At 48.4% G+C, this 16,429-nt stretch carries 14 protein-coding genes; 10 read left to right on the forward strand and 4 right to left on the reverse strand.

Annotated features, from left to right (window positions below; translation table 11 throughout):
- Together ODZ53_RS10855 and ODZ53_RS10860 are read right to left on the reverse strand one after the other, a co-directional pair.
- The gene (locus ODZ53_RS10855; RefSeq protein WP_372676934.1) at window positions 1-1,233 is read right to left on the reverse strand and encodes a cation:proton antiporter; all 1,233 of its coding nucleotides are present in this window, start codon (window positions 1,231-1,233) and stop codon (window positions 1-3) included.
- A gap of 2 nt (window positions 1,234-1,235) precedes the next feature.
- Window positions 1,236-1,733, reverse strand: coding sequence for a cation:proton antiporter regulatory subunit (locus tag ODZ53_RS10860; RefSeq protein ID WP_372676935.1), 498 nt, complete (start codon window positions 1,731-1,733; stop codon window positions 1,236-1,238).
- A 326-nt stretch (window positions 1,734-2,059) separates the two neighbouring features.
- Between ODZ53_RS10860 and ODZ53_RS10865 the strand changes: the two genes are divergently transcribed.
- A complete protein-coding gene (locus ODZ53_RS10865; protein ID WP_012684992.1) occupies window positions 2,060-2,314 on the forward strand; it encodes a hypothetical protein in 255 nt (84 codons plus the stop codon).
- 48 nt (window positions 2,315-2,362) lie between these two features.
- Here the strand turns inward: ODZ53_RS10865 and ODZ53_RS10870 are convergent, their stop codons facing one another.
- Complete coding sequence (locus ODZ53_RS10870) at window positions 2,363-3,655, reverse strand: dicarboxylate/amino acid:cation symporter (RefSeq protein WP_372676936.1); 1,293 nt, start codon at window positions 3,653-3,655, stop codon at window positions 2,363-2,365.
- 249 nt (window positions 3,656-3,904) lie between these two features.
- On the opposite strand from ODZ53_RS10870, the gene ODZ53_RS10875 reads away from it, so the two are divergent.
- The 3 genes from ODZ53_RS10875 (at window position 3,905) to ODZ53_RS10885 (ending at window position 6,973) form a co-directional block, all read left to right on the forward strand.
- The gene (locus ODZ53_RS10875) at window positions 3,905-4,651 is read left to right on the forward strand and encodes a stalk domain-containing protein (RefSeq protein ID WP_173606167.1); all 747 of its coding nucleotides are present in this window, start codon (window positions 3,905-3,907) and stop codon (window positions 4,649-4,651) included.
- A 212-nt stretch (window positions 4,652-4,863) separates the two neighbouring features.
- The gene (locus ODZ53_RS10880) at window positions 4,864-5,553 is read left to right on the forward strand and encodes a response regulator transcription factor (protein ID WP_087344489.1); all 690 of its coding nucleotides are present in this window, start codon (window positions 4,864-4,866) and stop codon (window positions 5,551-5,553) included.
- Entirely contained in the window at window positions 5,534-6,973 is a 1,440-nt protein-coding gene (locus ODZ53_RS10885; RefSeq protein ID WP_372676938.1) for a HAMP domain-containing sensor histidine kinase, read from the forward strand. The genes ODZ53_RS10880 and ODZ53_RS10885 overlap by 20 nt, the downstream gene beginning before the upstream one ends.
- A gap of 5 nt (window positions 6,974-6,978) precedes the next feature.
- On the opposite strand, the gene ODZ53_RS10890 is transcribed toward ODZ53_RS10885, so the two are convergent.
- Window positions 6,979-8,028 carry a DctP family TRAP transporter solute-binding subunit gene (locus tag ODZ53_RS10890; protein ID WP_372676940.1) on the reverse strand — a complete coding sequence of 350 codons (1,050 nt, stop codon included), beginning with the start codon at window positions 8,026-8,028 and terminating at the stop codon, window positions 6,979-6,981.
- A gap of 102 nt (window positions 8,029-8,130) precedes the next feature.
- Between ODZ53_RS10890 and ODZ53_RS10895 the strand changes: the two genes are divergently transcribed.
- The 6 genes from ODZ53_RS10895 to ODZ53_RS10920 all read left to right on the forward strand — a co-directional run bounded on the left by ODZ53_RS10895 (window position 8,131) and on the right by ODZ53_RS10920 (window position 16,424).
- The gene (locus ODZ53_RS10895) at window positions 8,131-9,702 is read left to right on the forward strand and encodes an ATP-binding protein (RefSeq protein WP_372677407.1); all 1,572 of its coding nucleotides are present in this window, start codon (window positions 8,131-8,133) and stop codon (window positions 9,700-9,702) included.
- Entirely contained in the window at window positions 9,689-10,450 is a 762-nt protein-coding gene (locus ODZ53_RS10900; protein WP_372676942.1) for a response regulator, read from the forward strand. The genes ODZ53_RS10895 and ODZ53_RS10900 overlap by 14 nt, the downstream gene beginning before the upstream one ends.
- Window positions 10,437-11,804 (forward strand): sigma-54 interaction domain-containing protein, encoded by a 1,368-nt coding sequence (locus tag ODZ53_RS10905; protein ID WP_372676943.1) that lies wholly within the window; start codon window positions 10,437-10,439, stop codon window positions 11,802-11,804. The genes ODZ53_RS10900 and ODZ53_RS10905 overlap by 14 nt, the downstream gene beginning before the upstream one ends.
- A gap of 49 nt (window positions 11,805-11,853) precedes the next feature.
- The gene (locus tag ODZ53_RS10910; protein ID WP_372676945.1) at window positions 11,854-12,783 is read left to right on the forward strand and encodes a S66 peptidase family protein; all 930 of its coding nucleotides are present in this window, start codon (window positions 11,854-11,856) and stop codon (window positions 12,781-12,783) included.
- A gap of 208 nt (window positions 12,784-12,991) precedes the next feature.
- Window positions 12,992-13,366, forward strand: a complete 375-nt coding sequence (locus ODZ53_RS10915; protein ID WP_173606173.1) for a DUF4280 domain-containing protein — start codon at window positions 12,992-12,994, stop codon at window positions 13,364-13,366.
- A gap of 37 nt (window positions 13,367-13,403) precedes the next feature.
- A complete protein-coding gene (locus ODZ53_RS10920) occupies window positions 13,404-16,424 on the forward strand; it encodes a late control protein (protein ID WP_372676947.1) in 3,021 nt (1,006 codons plus the stop codon).
- Window positions 16,425-16,429: the final 5 nt, after the last annotated feature.

Below are 16,429 nucleotides of genomic sequence, written 5' to 3' on the forward strand. Positions count from 1 at the left end.
TTATCCAGCGTCTGCTTTGTTTGCTGGTTCTTTGACGGGTGTCTTTCGATCCAGACGAAATACAGCATTGAGCAACTTGTAAATATGCTTGGATTCCTTGGTCAGCAAAGGACCTAAAATGGCGAGTATCAAAACGTAAAGAGCCGCAAATGGTTGCAAAATTTCCATGAGTGCGCCCGCTTTTCCGAGATTAGCCATGATGATGGAGAACTCACCGCGAGATACGATGGTTAGTCCAATATTCGTAGAAGCCTTCGGAGGCAACCCGGCACTTCGCCCAGCCAAAAGTCCGGCGACAACGTTACCGAAAAGGGTAAGGGCAACTGCACCAATGGACAACCATACGGCTCCACCTAATGACAATGGATCAATTGTCAAACCGAAGCTGAAGAAGAACATGGCCCCGAAGAAGTCACGAAACGGCAGGATGAGGTGCTCGATGCGCTTCATGTGCTGTGTTTCTGCCAAGACGAGACCCACGAGTAATGCTCCGATGGCTTCGGCAACATGGATCGTTTCGGAAAAACCCGCAATCAGAAACAAAGCGGCAAACACTGTAATCATAAACACTTCGTTTGATTTAATGTTCAATGCCCGATTCAGGAAAGGAACGAGCTTGCGGCCTACGATAATGAGGAGGAGCATGTAGCCGAGTGCAATCAATGCGGATGAGAGTACGCCAGCAAGAGAAGTTGCACCGCTTAACACCAAGCCGGACACGATCGAGATATAGACGGCCAAGAATATGTCTTCGAACATGATGATCCCCAAGATCATCTCTGTTTCGCGATTTGCTGTACGTTTGAGATCCACCAGTACTTTTGCCACAATGGCACTGGAGGAAATAGTGGTAATACCTGCGATAATCAAGACTTCTTTGAGTGGAAATCCAGCGACCCAACCAAACAAGAGGCCGAGGGTAAAGTTGATGACAATGTAAATGGTACCGCCAACGGCAATAGATCGACCAGCCTTGATCAGGCGGCCTACTGAAAATTCAAGTCCGAGGTAAAACAACAGGAAGAGTACGCCGAGTCTGCCCATAAATTCGATGAGCGGGGCGCTTGAAATAAAGCGGAGATCAAACAAACCGATGTCGGGAGCGTGTGGACCCACGATCATCCCGACAAGAATGTAGAAGGGTACGATGGAGAATTTTAACTTCATGGAGAGGAACCCCGCGATTGCTATGAGTGCGAGGGCAAGACCGACTTCAAAAACGATGTGCTCCAATATCACTCACCTCCGTTGCTGAGAATAGTCTTGAGAGCCTTCACCTGCTTCCGTTCACCTGCAACGACCAAAGTAGATCCTGTACAAAGGACATACTCGGGGCCGGGATTAATCGTTTGATTATGGTCTTTTTCGATAACGGCGATGATCGTAGCGCCTGTTTCTTGACGAATGTTGAGTTCCCCAATCGTCTTGCCAATGGCAGGAGCGCTCGATTCAATCTTGTACCATTCGATCATGAGTTTGTCTAACGCAACCTCGACTGTTTCCAGTGCAGATGGTTTGTACGTCAAGCCGCCTACGATGGCAGCAATTTGTCTCGCCTCATCATCGTCAAGGGTAACCATGGAGAGAGTTTCGTCTATATCATCACGGTCAAAGTGATACATTTCCCGACGGCCGTCATCGTGAATGACGATAACCAGCTTGTCGCCACTTCTGGTCTCGACCTGGTACTTCCTGCCGATTCCCGGCAAATCAGATTCTCTAATAGAGAACATGTAAGATCCTCCTTCACGCAAAACACTGTATTGGCATAGATAGCTGCTCTTTTTCCCAGTGAGCAACAAGTCGTCAATAATTATTTGGAATTATCTCCATCCCGGTGATATTTTAGTAATAATCCCCCCTGTCGTGCGGATTATTGTCGACATTCATACCTACAACAACTATTATACACGAAATGACATCGTTTTTCTTTAAAATGAAACATTTTTATTCAAAAATGACACACTTATAAATGGGTACGAATATTAACTATCCTCTAAAACGCGGTCGCTCCTCTATGAGTGGACTTCGATAGAGGTTATTTTAAGGATGATGAAACATGGCGAACAAACAGTATCGATTAACAGAAGCGGAATGGGTCTTTATTCAAGACATGCGATCCATGGAGATGGATGAGTTATTGGACATCGTGATCGCATTGCGCAATGAGGTAAGGGAGCTGGAGAAAAAGGCGGAGCTGATCAGAGAGCGCGAGAAAGATGGCTGGCAGGAGGAGTATCAGGCAGCTCAGAAGCGAATTAATCACCTGCGCCAATTTGAGGTTGAGCTTCGCAAAACATGGCCGAATGACTAAAGCAAAAAGAGGTTCTCTCTTAATCGGAGAACCTCTTTTTTATAGGGACTAGGCCATGATCGGTTTTGCTTCTGACTCCTTGTCCGACTCGATGGCCGTTTCATCTGTTGGCTGGACGCGTCCCGGATGGAACTCATTTTCATGCTTGGCTATGACAACGGCAGCTACGCCATTTCCGATCAGATTCGTGATGGCACGAGCTTCTGACATGAATCGATCAACGCCGAGCAGAAGGGCAATGCCTTCGACTGGAATGACAGGGAAGGCTGCCAAGGTAGCGGCGAGTGTAATGAAACCAGAACCAGTGACACCGGCAGCCCCTTTTGACGTAATCATCAGGATTCCTAAAAGAGTGATCTGTTCCCAAAAGCTAAGCTCGATGCCATATGCCTGGGCGATAAAAATGGCAGCCATAGATAAATAGATGGAGGTGCCATCCAGATTAAACGAGTAGCCCGTCGGTACGACCAGACCGACAACGGATTTGGAGCAGCCGTACTTCTCCAGCCGGTCCATCATTCTCGGAAGAGCGGATTCTGAGGAGGATGTTCCGAGCACGAGCAGGATTTCCTCCCGAATGTATTTGATAAACGAGAAGATGCTGAATTTGTAGTAGCGCGCGATTCCGCCTAATACGAGAATAATGAACAAAAACATCGTGATATAGACAGCCGTCATCAAAAGGCCCAGTCTGGTCAGCGAGCCGATGCCGAATTTGCCAATCGTATACGCCATCGCTCCAAATGCAGCGATTGGAGAAACCTTCATAATCATGTTGACGACACCAAAAAATCCGTGTGTCAGCTTGTCAAACAGCTTGATGACAGGTTGGGACGCTTGCCCCATGGCAGCGAGTGAGAGACCAAACAGGACAGCGAAGAACAGAATGGGTAACAGCTCGCCTTTTGCCATAGCCCCGACGACGTTTTCTGGGATGATCCCCGTAATAAAATCAATAAAACCGTTGTTACTCTGAGCAGCAGCCTCCGTATACTTGGAGACGTCCCCGCTGGTCAGTCCTGTTTTGTCAAAGCCTGCTCCAGGCTTGATCAAGTTGACAACCAACAGTCCGATCGCCAATGCGATTGTGGTAACGATTTCAAAATAGAGTAGCGCTTTGCCGCCGATCTTTCCGACCTTTTTCATGTCTCCCATACTGGCGATTCCATTCACCACGGTGAAGAAGACAATCGGTGGAATAACCATTTTGATCAGTTTGACAAAAATATCGGCCAACACTTTCAGCTCTGCGCCGAATTTGGGTGCAAAATGACCAACTAAGATACCGAGAATGATGGCAATAACGACCTGTACGGTCAGATTTTTAAAGTTGATCCGCATCGAATTCATTCCTCCTCCAAGAATTGAAAGCGCTTTATTCCCTCTCTTTTGCATTGTATAGATGGTGTGGAAAATTGAAAATGATGCGGTCATATTGGTTGTTTTGGTCATTTTGGTCATAGAAATCCCCTCAAATTGGAAAGGAAAAAATCAATGATTGACATACTCTCGACACGAACGATAGGTAAAGTAAGAGAGGTACATAGTGACACGAAAGAAATAGACAACCGGGAGAATGGAGGATTTTCTATGTTCAAGAAGCAATATCTGGCGATTGCCTCAGCGTTGATTCTGACTACCACACTTATTCCGACGAGCTCTCAAGCGGCGACTGGAACGAAGAATCTGCAAGCTAAGTACAACAACATTAAAGTTATCTATAACGGTGCAGCTGTTCCAACAACAATCGAACCATTCATTGTAAACGGAACCACGTACATTCCACTTCGCATGATGGCTGGCGTATTCAGCAAGGATGTAGCATGGGATGGCGCGAAGTACACCATTACGGTAAAAGACTTGCCTAACTCCCAACACGCAAACGAGTTGGCTGCACGTGATGCTCAAATCAGAAGCCTGCAAAACACCATCGATAGCCTGAACAAAGAGATCTCTGATTTGAAAAACGGCAAGAAAAACAACAGTAACAAAAAAGATGATGATATTCAGGATGCCTTGGATGATTTGGAAGATGATCTGAACTCTGATTACGATGACTACAAAGACCTCAAATGGAGTATCTCCCTGAAGGGTGATGAGGATGATATCGATGTAGAAATCGAGATCAATCTGGATAAATACAAAGATGAATTCGATGATCTGGATGACGATGGCGATGTAGAGGCTCTCGTTGAAGATATTATCAAGGATATCTGGGACGACAAGGATTTCGAAGATGCCGACATTAAAGGTGAAATCATCGACAGCGACTCTGATGATACCATTTATGAGTTCGAAGGCGATGCTAGCGATGAAGACATCAACTTTGACGTGTAAAATTAACGAAAAGTGAGGACGTTCCTCACAAAAAAAGCTTTGCTCCTTTTTACAGGATGCAAGGCTTTTTTCCTATTTTCCAAAAACATCACAGCCAAATTTAAATACAAGGTTGTAAACTGATAGAATAGAAGTACGTAGACGATTAGAGAGACCATGCGAGAATTCTCGAATAGGAATGATCATATGTCTGTAAATCAGGTAGGGAAGATATGAAAAGCATATTATTGGTAGAAGATGAACTGGTGATAGCGCGCGTGATAAAGGCTTACTTGCAAAAGGCAGGGTATGAGGTCTGGCCAGCGAACGACGGACTCGAGGCGATGGAGCTTTTTGACGAAAAAAAGCCGGATCTGGTTCTGTTGGATGTCATGCTTCCTGAACGCAACGGCTGGGAGATTCTCCAGTACATTCGCGAAAAGAGCTCCTGTCCGGTCATTATCATGACGGCGCTCGGTCAAACAGACCAAAAGCTTAAAGGACTGAATCAAGGGGCAGATGACTACATAACGAAGCCGTTTGTCGCGGATGAAGTAGTTGCACGGGTCAATGCGGTGCTGCGCCGCTCTGTTATTTTGGTGAAAGATCAGGAAACCCGACTATTTGGAAGCTTAAAAATAAACTTTCAGTCCCACCACGTGACGCTGCACGGTCTCGAGTTGACTTTTCACCCGCGCGATTTGTCCTTGCTGCTTTTTCTGGCACAAAATCCGAATCAGACCTTTACCCGGGAGCAATTGATCGAACAAGTATGGGGAATGGACTATGGTGGGAGTGACCGTGCTGTAGACCTGGCGATCAAGCGGGTCAGAAAGACGCTGGAGAATTGGCCAGTTCAGGAGGGCGAGATCAAGACGCAAAGAGGGGTAGGGTATCAATTCTGTGTTTATAAAAAACAATGAGCCCGTATCGCTGCTGCGCTATTGGACCACACGCTATCTACTCACCCTCGTGATTGGATTAATCATCATTGGGGCTGTTTCTGCCTATTGGATCAAGTACGCTGCGATTGAAAAGCAGATCGAGGTCACGCGACTGTTTGCGGAGGAAGTAGCTGATCGAGTCGTCGATGATGTTGGAAATATTTTGGTGGGGGAAAAGCTTCATCAGGTATTGGATAATCGGCGCAAGTTTATGGGTGTGGATCGCAACCTGATTTTGTTCATTGAAGATGTAAAAGGAAAGGTCGTATACAGTCGGCCAACCAAGCTTCCGCCTCCTTTGCAGCAGGCAGCACCTGAGTTGTTGAAGCAGGCAGATATGCGGGATAAAGTGAGGCATCCGTCAGGGGAGACCCTATATGTAATCAGGAAAAACTTGGAGTTTAATGACCGAATCATTGGCGAAGTGATCTTGCTTTTTCCAGAAACGGATATCAAGGTAGGGAAAGAGGAAATCCAGTATTTGGTCATCATGCTGGGGAGTTTGGGTGTGCTTGGCTGGGCGGTTATTTATTTTCATGCGCGGAAGCTGTCTGAACCGATTCAAAATGTGGTGATGTCCGCACGACAGATCGTAGAAGGAAACTACGACGTCTTGCTCAATAAAACGATCAAGGAAAAGGAAATTCACGAACTGGTGCATACGTTTGCAGAAATGGCCGACCGTCTTCGGCAGTTGGAAAGCATGCGAACAGAGCTTTTGGCTGGGGTGACACACGAGTTGAAAACCCCCGTTACGTCGATTAGCGGATTGATCCAGGCAATTAACGACGAGGTGGTTTCCGGTGAGGAGCAGAAGGAGTTCTTGGAAATCTGCTTGAAGGAGACCAAGCGTCTGCAAAAAATGGTAGAGGATTTGCTAGACTTCAATTCATTTGCCGTAGGAGCGATCACCGTTTGTCAGGAAGAGCAAAACGTGAACAAGCTGGTCCGCGAGATCGCCTCACAATGGCAGATTGTTAACGACCTCGGTCACGTTACGTTTACTGTTGGGGTTCTGGATAAGCAGACGATGATCTATGTCGATCCGGGGCGTGTCCAGCAAATCCTGATTAACCTTTTGAACAATGCGAAACAGGCTGTTGGTGGGAAGGGAAGCATAGCGCTGACTCTCTACGAAACGGACACCGATTTACGAATCGACGTCAAAGACGATGGACCAGGAATACCGGCAAATGAACAGCCTCTTGTGTTTGAGCGTTTTTTCCGGGGAAGCAATAAAAAAGACAAGGTACGTGGACTCGGTTTGGGGCTGTCCTATTCTCGCATGATGGCGAAGGCGCTTGGTGGAGATCTCCTCCTCGCAAATAGCACGTCAGAGGGATCAGTGTTTACGCTCATTTTGCCCATGCGCAAGGAGCAGAGCGAGGAGATTGCTTGAGAGCTTCACCGGCGTTGGTGGAGCTCTCTGATTTTCTGCATCAAGGGTTCTCCGATACTCGGGGCGAATTGATCGTAGACTGGCTGCAATGCTTCGATCCAGGCCGCACGTTCTTCTGCTGTCTGTACGTGGATGTTCATCCCCCCATTTTCTTGGAGCAAGCGTAGTTGTTTGTCATTCATCGAAACAGCCAACTGATTATTGTAAGCTGTCGCTTCCTGCATCGCTTCTGATATAGCCTGCTGAATATCGGCGGGGAGATTGTTCCAAAACGTTTTATTAATCACGACGGCGTAGCCCAAATAACTGTGATTGCTGATCGTCATGTGCTTTTGAACGTGGTAAAGCCGTTTGGTGTACACATTGGAGATCGTATTTTCTTCGCCGTCTACTTTTCCGGCAGCCAGCATGCTGTATAATTCATTGAAGGAAGAGCCTACAGGGATTGCCTGGAGCGTGCGAAACTGGGATTCGATCACGTTGCCTGGAATGATGCGCAAGCGTTGGCCGAGAAAATCGGAAGGCATAATCAACGGGCGGTTGGCTGTCACTTGCTTAAAGCCGCTTGCCCAAAAGGCCAGCCCTTTCATGTCGGAATCTTCAAGCTTATCGAATAGTATTTGGCCGATTTCCCCATTGAATACAGTTTCGACGTCCTCTTGCGATCGAAACAGATAAGGCAGATCAAGGACAGCCCACTCAGGAATCGTGTTCGACACATAGGAGAATGCAGGGGCGATCATCTGGATTTCGCCGTTTTGCAAAGCAGTCATTTCAGTTTTCTCTGTGTGAAGGATACTGTTGGGAAAGACTTGCACCTCTACACGTCCGTTTGTCTTTTCCTTCACGAGCTGGGAAAAACGTTCGATAGTCAGACCCTTCGGCGTGTTTTCCGCGATCACGTGGCTGAACTTGATGATAATTTGATTGGACAGCCCTACCTGTTCTTCGTCGTATCCTCTGTTGTCCATCAGGAGATCTGGACCGAAGCCGATAATGACAGCGCTCACAAGTCCGAGTATGACTATGAATGTACTGGTTACCAATGATTTCATTATTAAACACCTGCTTATGTTGAATGAATGTAAGTGAGTTGCAAACCCAATGGAAAGGAAAGAACGAACCTGCTCGAACGATTAACAATTAAATGGAAGATTATGCTACTCTCCGTCGGAATCGTTCTTTTTTCCTTGATCATCGGAAACTTGATCATGGCCGGAGGGATTATTCGGATTACGGAAACCCAACTGGGACAACGGCTGATGACCACAGCGCGCACGGTTGCGACGATTCCAAATGTACAAAAAAGCATTCAGGAACCAGACGGGTGGAAGGTGATCCAACCGACAGCCAACAACCTGCGCGTCGTCAATGATGTGACGTATATCGTCGTACTGAATAGGGAGCGTGTTCGTTATTCAGACCCATTAGATGAGCGGATTGGTACGGTGTTTATGGACCCTGCGGTTGATGAGGCCTATGCCGAGCACTCCTATTTTCAAAAAGTCATAGGAGAGATGGGAACGGCTCTGCGGGCCTATGTGCCGATCATGGATGACCAGCATCAGCAGGTGGGTGTTGTCGTGGTAGGACGTGTCATGCCTGATGTCTGGGGGATCTTGTACAGCGAGCGAAACAATATCGCGCTGACCTTTTTCCTCTCCTTATTGTTCGGGGTGTGGGGCTCCTATCAGTTGGCTCGTCACATGAAAAAGCAGATGCTCGACTTGGAGCCGGACGAAATCGCGCGAATTCTGGTAGAGAGAACCGCAACCTTCCATGCCATGCATGAGGGAGTAATCGCTATCGATAATCGGGAGCGAATCACAATCTTTAACGACAGGGCGAAGCAAATTTTTGGCATAGAAGGAGAAGTGCTGGGCAAGCACATACGGTCTGTCCTGCACGACACCAGATTACCAGAAGTGTTGGAGCTTCGCCAGAATTTTACCAACACGGAAATTCACGTCGGCAATACACTGCTCTGGTCCAACCGTTTTCTGATCAAGGTCGAGGAAAAGATCGTCGGCGCCATTGCGATTTTTCAGGACAGAACAGAAGTGGCGAGAATGGCGGAGGAGCTGACGGGTGTAAAAGAATTCGTCGGTGCACTGCGGGTACAAAATCACGAGCACATGAATCATTTGCATACCATCGCAGGCTTGCTTCAGCTCCATCAGCATGAAAAGGCACTCACGTATTTGTTCGAGGTCAACGAGCAGCAGGAGGAGCTCACCTCCTTTTTAACAACAAGGATCATGGATGAGAACTTATCTGGGCTTTTGATCGGCAAAGTAAGTCGCGGAAGAGAGCTGGGCATCCGTGTTGTCATTGATCGCAGGAGTCATCTGGAACGTTTTCCGCCGTACATGGATCATCATAATTTCGTGCTCATATTGGGAAATCTGATCGAGAATGCCTTTGATTCACTGGAGCGAATCGAACGCGACGAGAAGGAGATCATGATCAGTATCGAGCAAGACGATGAGATTTGCTCCATTTTGGTGGAGGACAATGGAATCGGCATGGACGAAGAGACGCGCCGACATATGCTGGAACGGGGATTTTCTACGAAAGAGCGTGCGCACCGTGGACTTGGACTACATTTGGTGCATCAGTTGGTCAATAAAGGGGGAGGCGAGCTGGTTTGCCATTCGGCACGCGGAGAAGGGGCCAGCTTTCTCATAACGTTTCCGATGGGGGAGGTGGACAGTCATGGAGAAGGATAACGATCACATTCGCGTACTGATTATGGAAGACGATCCGATGGTACAGGAAATCAACAAGCAGTTCATTGAGCGAGTCCCGGGCTTTGTCGTGGTCGGAATTGCAGCCAACGGGGCAGATGGACTCAAGCTAGTGAAAGAGCTCACTCCAGACTTGGTGATCATTGATATTTTCATGCCGATCCAGGACGGGGTGAAGGCACTGATGGAGTTGCGCGCCGCCAAACATGCCGTGGACGTCATCGTCGTAACAGCTGCAAAGGACAAAACCACGATCCAGTCCATGCTGCGCAATGGGGCGATGGACTATATAATCAAGCCGTTTCAGTTTGAACGGATCAAGCAGTCGTTGGAAAACTATCGAGAGTTTCGCCGACGGATTGATTGGGAGGGAATCGCATCCCAGGATGAGGTCGACCAGCTGTTATTCCGCAAAAGCCGGGAAAAGGAACAAGCCGATACCACTCCAGCCAGGGTAGTGCTGCCGAAGGGACTGCACGCTGTCACTATGGAGCAGATCATGCGCCAGATCGAGAAAGAGAGTCAGCCTCTCTCGGCAGATGACGTGGCCGAACGCGTTGGGATCGCGAGAGTGACGGCCAGACGCTATTTGGACTATTTGGAGAAGAGCGGGAGTGTCAGAATGGATATCAGCTATGGTGGGGTAGGAAGACCGACGAATCGCTATGTACGTGTCACTCCACAAGATGCGGGGGGCACGGGAGGTAAAGAGCGCCATGGTCGATTATGAATCGTTATTAGGTTCGCTGTTTGATATCGTGCACGTAACAGACGCAGAAGGCAGAACGTTGTATGGCTCAGGACGATATGAGGAATTTTTCGGAATCGATCCCAGGGAGATGATGGGCAAACCGATCGAGGAGTTTTATCACCTCGGCTATTTTGCGCCAACGATCACGATGCGGGTCATTCGCGATAAGAAAAAGGTACACACGATTCAAACTACCCGCAAAAATCGCAAGCTTTTTGTGGAAGGCACACCGATTTGGGATCAGTACGGGAATTTTAGCGGAGTGGTCCATACTTTCATTGATATAACGAGCCAGGAGCAACTGCAGCAGGAATTAAATGAAGTCAAGTATGTCGGGACGGTCTTGCAGAGTGAAATGACCAAGGAGAACAACAGACAAAAAGGAGAGACTAGCTTGATCTACCGCAGCCAGTCCATGGAGCAGGTCGCCATGTTGGCCAAAAAGCTGTCGCAGGTAGAATCATCCATGATCCTGCTAGGAGAATCAGGTGTCGGAAAAGGCGTGCTGGCAAAATACATCCACGAGTGCAGTCCGAGGGTGGACAAGCCATTCGTGCACATCAACTGCGGAGCCATCCCCGAGACATTGCTGGAGTCAGAGCTGTTTGGCTATGAAAAGGGTGCTTTTACAGGAGCGTTCAAGGATGGCAAGGCAGGTTTGATTGAGAAGGCAAACGGAGGCACGCTGTTTTTGGACGAGATCGGGGAGATGTCACTCTCCTTGCAAGTGAAGCTGTTGAATGTGTTGCAAGAAAAAACGATTACGCCTGTAGGCAGCTCTGTCTCGCGAAAAGTCGATGTAAAGCTGATCACGGCTACGAATAAAAACCTTCGGCAAATGGTCAAGGAAGGCAAGTTTCGCGAGGATTTGTACTATCGCATTCACGTCGTCCCATTAGAAATTCCACCGCTGCGCGAACGGCAGGAAGAAATACCTGTGCTCGTTCATTATTTTCTCAATGTCTTTTCGCAAAAGTACTGCTTGGAGAGACAGCTCGCAGACACCTGCTATCGCATCCTTAGCGAATACGATTGGCCTGGCAATGTGCGGGAGTTGGAAAATGTAGTGGAACGGCTCGTTGTCACGTCCCACGATGTCCTCATTACGCCCGTGCAAATTCCGCGTTACATACATAACCAAGAGTACAGGGAGCACAAAGGGATCAAGGTCGATCGTGTGATGGCGATGCAGGAAGCAATGGACGAGGTGGAGCGCCAGCTTGTGCAACGGGCATATGAGCAGCATAAGACGACGACAAAGGTAGCGGAAGCGCTCGGAATCAGCCAGCCGTCTGCCAGTCGCAAGCTGCGAAAATGGTTATGCACCAGTTGACACAGATGTACGATAATGGGGAGAGAACCCGGAGGAGGAGACTGGACAGATGAACAAAGGGAAAGCATTGCGAGCGGGAGATACAATCGGAGTAGTGGCAACCTCTAGCCCTGCCACAGAAGAAGTGCTGAACAAAGCAATGGCAGGACTGCAAGGTCTGGGATACAAGGTGAAAATATCGGATACGTGCCGAGAATCGTACGGTGGGTATTTGGCGGGAACTCCTGAGCAACGGGCGGCTGAGCTGAATGCCATGTTCGTCGACGAGGAAGTGGACGGGATCATGTGCATGCGCGGCGGTTACGGTTCCCCACAAATCCTGCCCTTGCTCGATTATGACCTCATCGCCCAAAACCCGAAGCTGTTTATCGGCTACAGTGACATTACGGCGTTGCATACCGTTTTCGGACAGCGTGCGAATCTGGCTACCCTTCACGGACCAATGGCTACCTCAGACATCGCGCATGGACTGGATGACTGGTCCAAGCAATATGTGCTACGCGCCATGACTCGCCCCGAGCCATTGGGAGCAATCATGAATCCGCCGGGGGAAGAAATCGTCTGTCTCGTCGAAGGTCAGGCAGCTGGACCCGTAGTCGGCGGGAATCTCGCCCTCGTCTCCGCCTTGATGGGCACGCCTTACCAGCTCGATACGAGAGGTAAGCTGTTGTTCCTGGAGGATATCGACGAAGAGCCATACCGGATTGACCGCATGCTGACACAGCTTGCGCAAGGTGGCTTGTTTGATGATTGTGCGGGCGTCGTCATCGGGACATGGACCGATTGTGAGCCGAAAAAGCGCGAAGGCTTCTCTGTCTGGGATGTATTTCAAAATATCGTCGTACCGTACGGAAAGCCAACCATCTGGAACATTCAGATCGGACATGGCGCGTGCAACATCGCTCTCCCTCTGGGCGTAGAGGCCAGTCTCGATGCGACAAACGGTGAACTGGTGCTCGAGGAGAGCGTAACCATATAGTGTGAATATGTTTGAATTCAAGAAGGCTTCCCCCAACTCTTGTAGCGTTGGTGGGAGCCTTTTTGGGTTAGTTAGAAAAATAAGGAAACAGGACGTTTGACCCATAAAATATTTTCCAATATATCCCGATTATTAGATGGAATGTAAAAATAAGACGGAATATGGAAGTTGCTTGCGGAGGATTTTTTTGGAAGGGGAGATAGGTCTAATGATGCTAGCGTTACTTCAAGCACTTACAATGGGGTTGTTCAGCCCCGAGTACTCATATGTCGTGCGGGGAGCGACCCTCAAGTGTAGTCAGGGAACCGACCCCGGCATTTTGAATTTACCTTGGTGCCATGGCGTTTACAGCCTTAACAAGCCTGTCATGAATGTCGCCGATCACGTCCCCGGCGTGAATATCGGATGCTTTGGGTTTTGCAAAGCAGCAGGAGGAGATGTGTGTGTACCACAGACGTTCTCGAAATGGACAGATGGAAAACACGATGTGCTCATCGACAACGAGCATGCCTTGCTGAGCAGGTCACAGCTGGTTTGCAATCGTTCAGGCATCATCACGATTGAAAAAGACGGTCAGGATTGACGCTTATCGCGCTTGCTAGAGAAGGAGGGGAGAGAACATGCAGCGTACAAGTGGCGTCATGACCTATCAGGATATAGAAGTCGTCTGGCCATATGGACCGATCCGGCTAGATCAGTTAGAGTTCGTCCATCAAACAGGCACGCATGCCAAGCTCACGATCACAGGAATTGTCCCGGAAGATAAAGAGGACGAGATCATTAATCGTGCCGGCACCCACGATCCCATCGAGCTGTACAAGGTGGAAGGCGGGGAAAAACAGCCGATTTTCATGGGGCGGCTGGATCATGTGGAGATCAAGGTCGTACGGGACATTCACTACGTCACAATAAAGGGCGTGTCCCATACATATGCGTTGGATCTGAGCGTGAAAACACGTTCGTTTCAACAGGTGAATCGGTTGTACCGGGATGTCGTAGACGAAATCATGTCCGTCTATCACGGTGGAGATGTCATCGATCAAGCCTTCGACGACCGCCAGCAGGGCAAATACATCATGCAGTACGAGGAGACAGACTGGACTTTTTTAAAACGAATCGCGTCCCATGTCGGAGCCGTCCTCGTCCCAGATTTGAGTGCGCATAAGGTACGCTTGTGGATCGGCATGCCCGAGGGACGAAAGCAAATCAAGCTGGAAGAAGAATCGACATACGAGGTCAATCGGGCCATCGCACCGTACATGAAAAAAGCCGCAAACGGCTCCTCGTCCGTCAGCGAGTACCAGTACACGACGTACGCCTTCGATTACGACGATCTGTTGCAAATCGGGGATGAGGTACAGCGGGAAGGGCAAACGTTTGTCATTACAAAAGTGACTGGGAAGCTGGAGCAGGGACTCCTGAGGTGGAGCTACGTATGCGCTGTGCCAGAAGCCGTCAAGCAAACAAAGCTGTACAACAAGGCCATCATCGGTGCGGCGATCGACGGAAAAGTGATTCAAATCGGTCGCAACCAGGTCAAGCTCCACCTGAACATGGACAAAAAGCAAGAGCCAAGCAAGGCCCAGTGGTTCCCGTATGCAGCGGAAGGCAACCAAATTTTGTACCTCATGCCCGAGCTCGGGTCAAAGGTAAAGCTGTACTTCCCAAGCGCCGATGAAGACGACGGCATGGTCATGAACTCCGTGCGTCATGCGCCCAAAGGAGCGGCTGCCGAGAAACAGGAGCGGCAAATGCAGGACCCCGGTGTGAAGACGTTTGGGAATCCGCAGGGGAAAGAGTTTACGCTCGGGGATAAAGAGCTGACGATGACCGCCAAGGAAGGGATGCTTTACATCTCGATGAACAAGGATGTTGGCATCAGTCTGAAAAGTACCTCGAATGTGAATATCAGTGCGAGTGGTGCCCTGACCTTGAAAGGGGCAACCGTGTCTTTGTCCGGGACGAAGAGCTTGAACGTGAAAACGGCGTCGGATACGATAGAATTGTTGGAGGAAAACAAATCCAGCAGTGAGGAGATTAAGCTGGAGGCGTCTAAGCGAACGGAGTATAAGCAGCTATTTAGTGCGTTTGAAAAGGACGTTCAGGAAAACGGTTTGGCTGCCGTAATGGCCCGCAGAGCCTTGAACAACCAATTAGCTGAGGCGAAAGGGAAGTTAGATGCTCTCGGAGATACATTGTTAGGCTTGTGGAATGTGGTAGTAGATGCCGGAGATATTGCGTCGACCGCGTTACCAACATCGTATCTGGTAGACGCCATTTACGAAGGGGTGACTGGGGAAGAGCGACCTTCTCTCCTCGAACGAAATGATCTCGCGAGAGGAGCTGTAGAAACCGCTACGAATGCAGTCAATTACGTGGGAGATACGGTAACGGGCAATAAATCGTGGGAACAAATCAAATCCGATGCAAAGTCGGTTGGACAAGGGTTATACGATGACTATATCGACCCATTCGTGAAAGACGCCCAATACGATCAAGATAACTTGCTTAAAGGCGGTCTGTGGACCAGATCAGAAGAACAAAGCTATGAGAAGGGCCAGAATGAGTTTAAGAAAGACATGGTGGTAGCAGAGGTAGCGGTAAGTGCTCTTAGTGCTGGTACGGGTACAGCCGTTACGCGGACAGTGAAAATGGCCGATAAACTGGATGGGCCGAATGGCAAGAAAAAGTCTGGTGACCATGAGGGAAATGGGAAAGGTGTCCTTTTGCCTAATTCCAGTATCGATGAAGTAATGCACGTCATTCTTAAGGATGGAAAGCTAAAGACGGCGGCTAAGAGTTTTGCAGAGTCGATGATTAAATTAAATGAGATAATTGAAGGATTTCATAAACTGATGAAAGGTGAAATAGAAATACGAGTTAGAGTGATGTGGACTAGTCCAATTGACGGTGGTGGAATTAGTATTCCAGTAGTTTTTATCGAAAAGCGGAACAGTCACGGGAATGGAAATGGAGGCGGCGGTGGAGGAAATCATCGTCGTAGAAAAGAGGAGGAAGAGCCGGAAAGAAAAGAGCGCGAGAGGAAGAAACGTGAAGAAAAAGAAAGAGAAGAAAGAGAGAGAAAAGAAAGAGAAGAAAGAGAAGAAAGAGAAGAAAGAGAGCGAAGGGAACAAGAGCAGAGGGATACTGAGGGGACGCCAAAAGCTGACTTGGACAAAATTAGAGAAACTGCGCCGGATTATTATCAGGATTTAATGGATAAGTATGGTGATAAGGGAACTTATCATGCTAGAACACCAGATGAGTATGAAGATTTGGCAAGAGACCCAGACCATAATTTTAACATTGATGACAAAACTAGAATAGAACGACAGGCTGGGCTTGAATTAGAGGTTAGAGGAGACCTTACGGGGCCAATTGTACGTGATCCAGTTACGGGTCGAGGTGAGTTTATCGATGGAAATGGACAAGTGTGGGATGTAAAGGGATTTAACTCGAATTTCCCTCCAAAGAAAGGTGGATTTAGATTAGATAAGGCAATGGCAGATATTGAAGATGAATTAAGTAAGGGAGAAAATGTTATTCTTGATACCACTAAATTATCCCAAGATCACATTGAGCAATTAAAAAATGCTATAAGTACAATGGAATGGAAGGGAAGAATCCGTTGGTGGCCTTAAATGGA

Origin of the sequence: Brevibacillus sp. BD137 (assembly GCF_041644655.1) — a bacterium.
Lineage (GTDB): Bacteria > Bacillota > Bacilli > Brevibacillales > Brevibacillaceae > Brevibacillus > Brevibacillus brevis_D.

Bases quoted from the DNA above. Each gene is read 5' to 3' on its own strand.
- ODZ53_RS10860 (WP_372676935.1), bottom strand. From the start codon at position 1,733: ATGTTCTCTATTAGAGAATCTGATTTGCCGGGAATCGGCAGGAAGTAC.
- ODZ53_RS10865 (WP_012684992.1), top strand. From the start codon at position 2,060: ATGGCGAACAAACAGTATCGATTAACAGAAGCGGAATGGGTCTTTATT.
- ODZ53_RS10870 (WP_372676936.1), bottom strand. From the start codon at position 3,655: ATGCGGATCAACTTTAAAAATCTGACCGTACAGGTCGTTATTGCCATC.
- ODZ53_RS10875 (WP_173606167.1), top strand. From the start codon at position 3,905: ATGTTCAAGAAGCAATATCTGGCGATTGCCTCAGCGTTGATTCTGACT.
- ODZ53_RS10880 (WP_087344489.1), top strand. From the start codon at position 4,864: ATGAAAAGCATATTATTGGTAGAAGATGAACTGGTGATAGCGCGCGTG.
- ODZ53_RS10890 (WP_372676940.1), bottom strand. From the start codon at position 8,028: ATGAAATCATTGGTAACCAGTACATTCATAGTCATACTCGGACTTGTG.
- ODZ53_RS10895 (WP_372677407.1), top strand. From the start codon at position 8,131: ATGCTACTCTCCGTCGGAATCGTTCTTTTTTCCTTGATCATCGGAAAC.
- ODZ53_RS10900 (WP_372676942.1), top strand. From the start codon at position 9,689: ATGGAGAAGGATAACGATCACATTCGCGTACTGATTATGGAAGACGAT.
- ODZ53_RS10905 (WP_372676943.1), top strand. From the start codon at position 10,437: ATGGTCGATTATGAATCGTTATTAGGTTCGCTGTTTGATATCGTGCAC.
- ODZ53_RS10910 (WP_372676945.1), top strand. From the start codon at position 11,854: ATGAACAAAGGGAAAGCATTGCGAGCGGGAGATACAATCGGAGTAGTG.
- ODZ53_RS10915 (WP_173606173.1), top strand. From the start codon at position 12,992: ATGATGCTAGCGTTACTTCAAGCACTTACAATGGGGTTGTTCAGCCCC.
- ODZ53_RS10920 (WP_372676947.1), top strand. From the start codon at position 13,404: ATGCAGCGTACAAGTGGCGTCATGACCTATCAGGATATAGAAGTCGTC.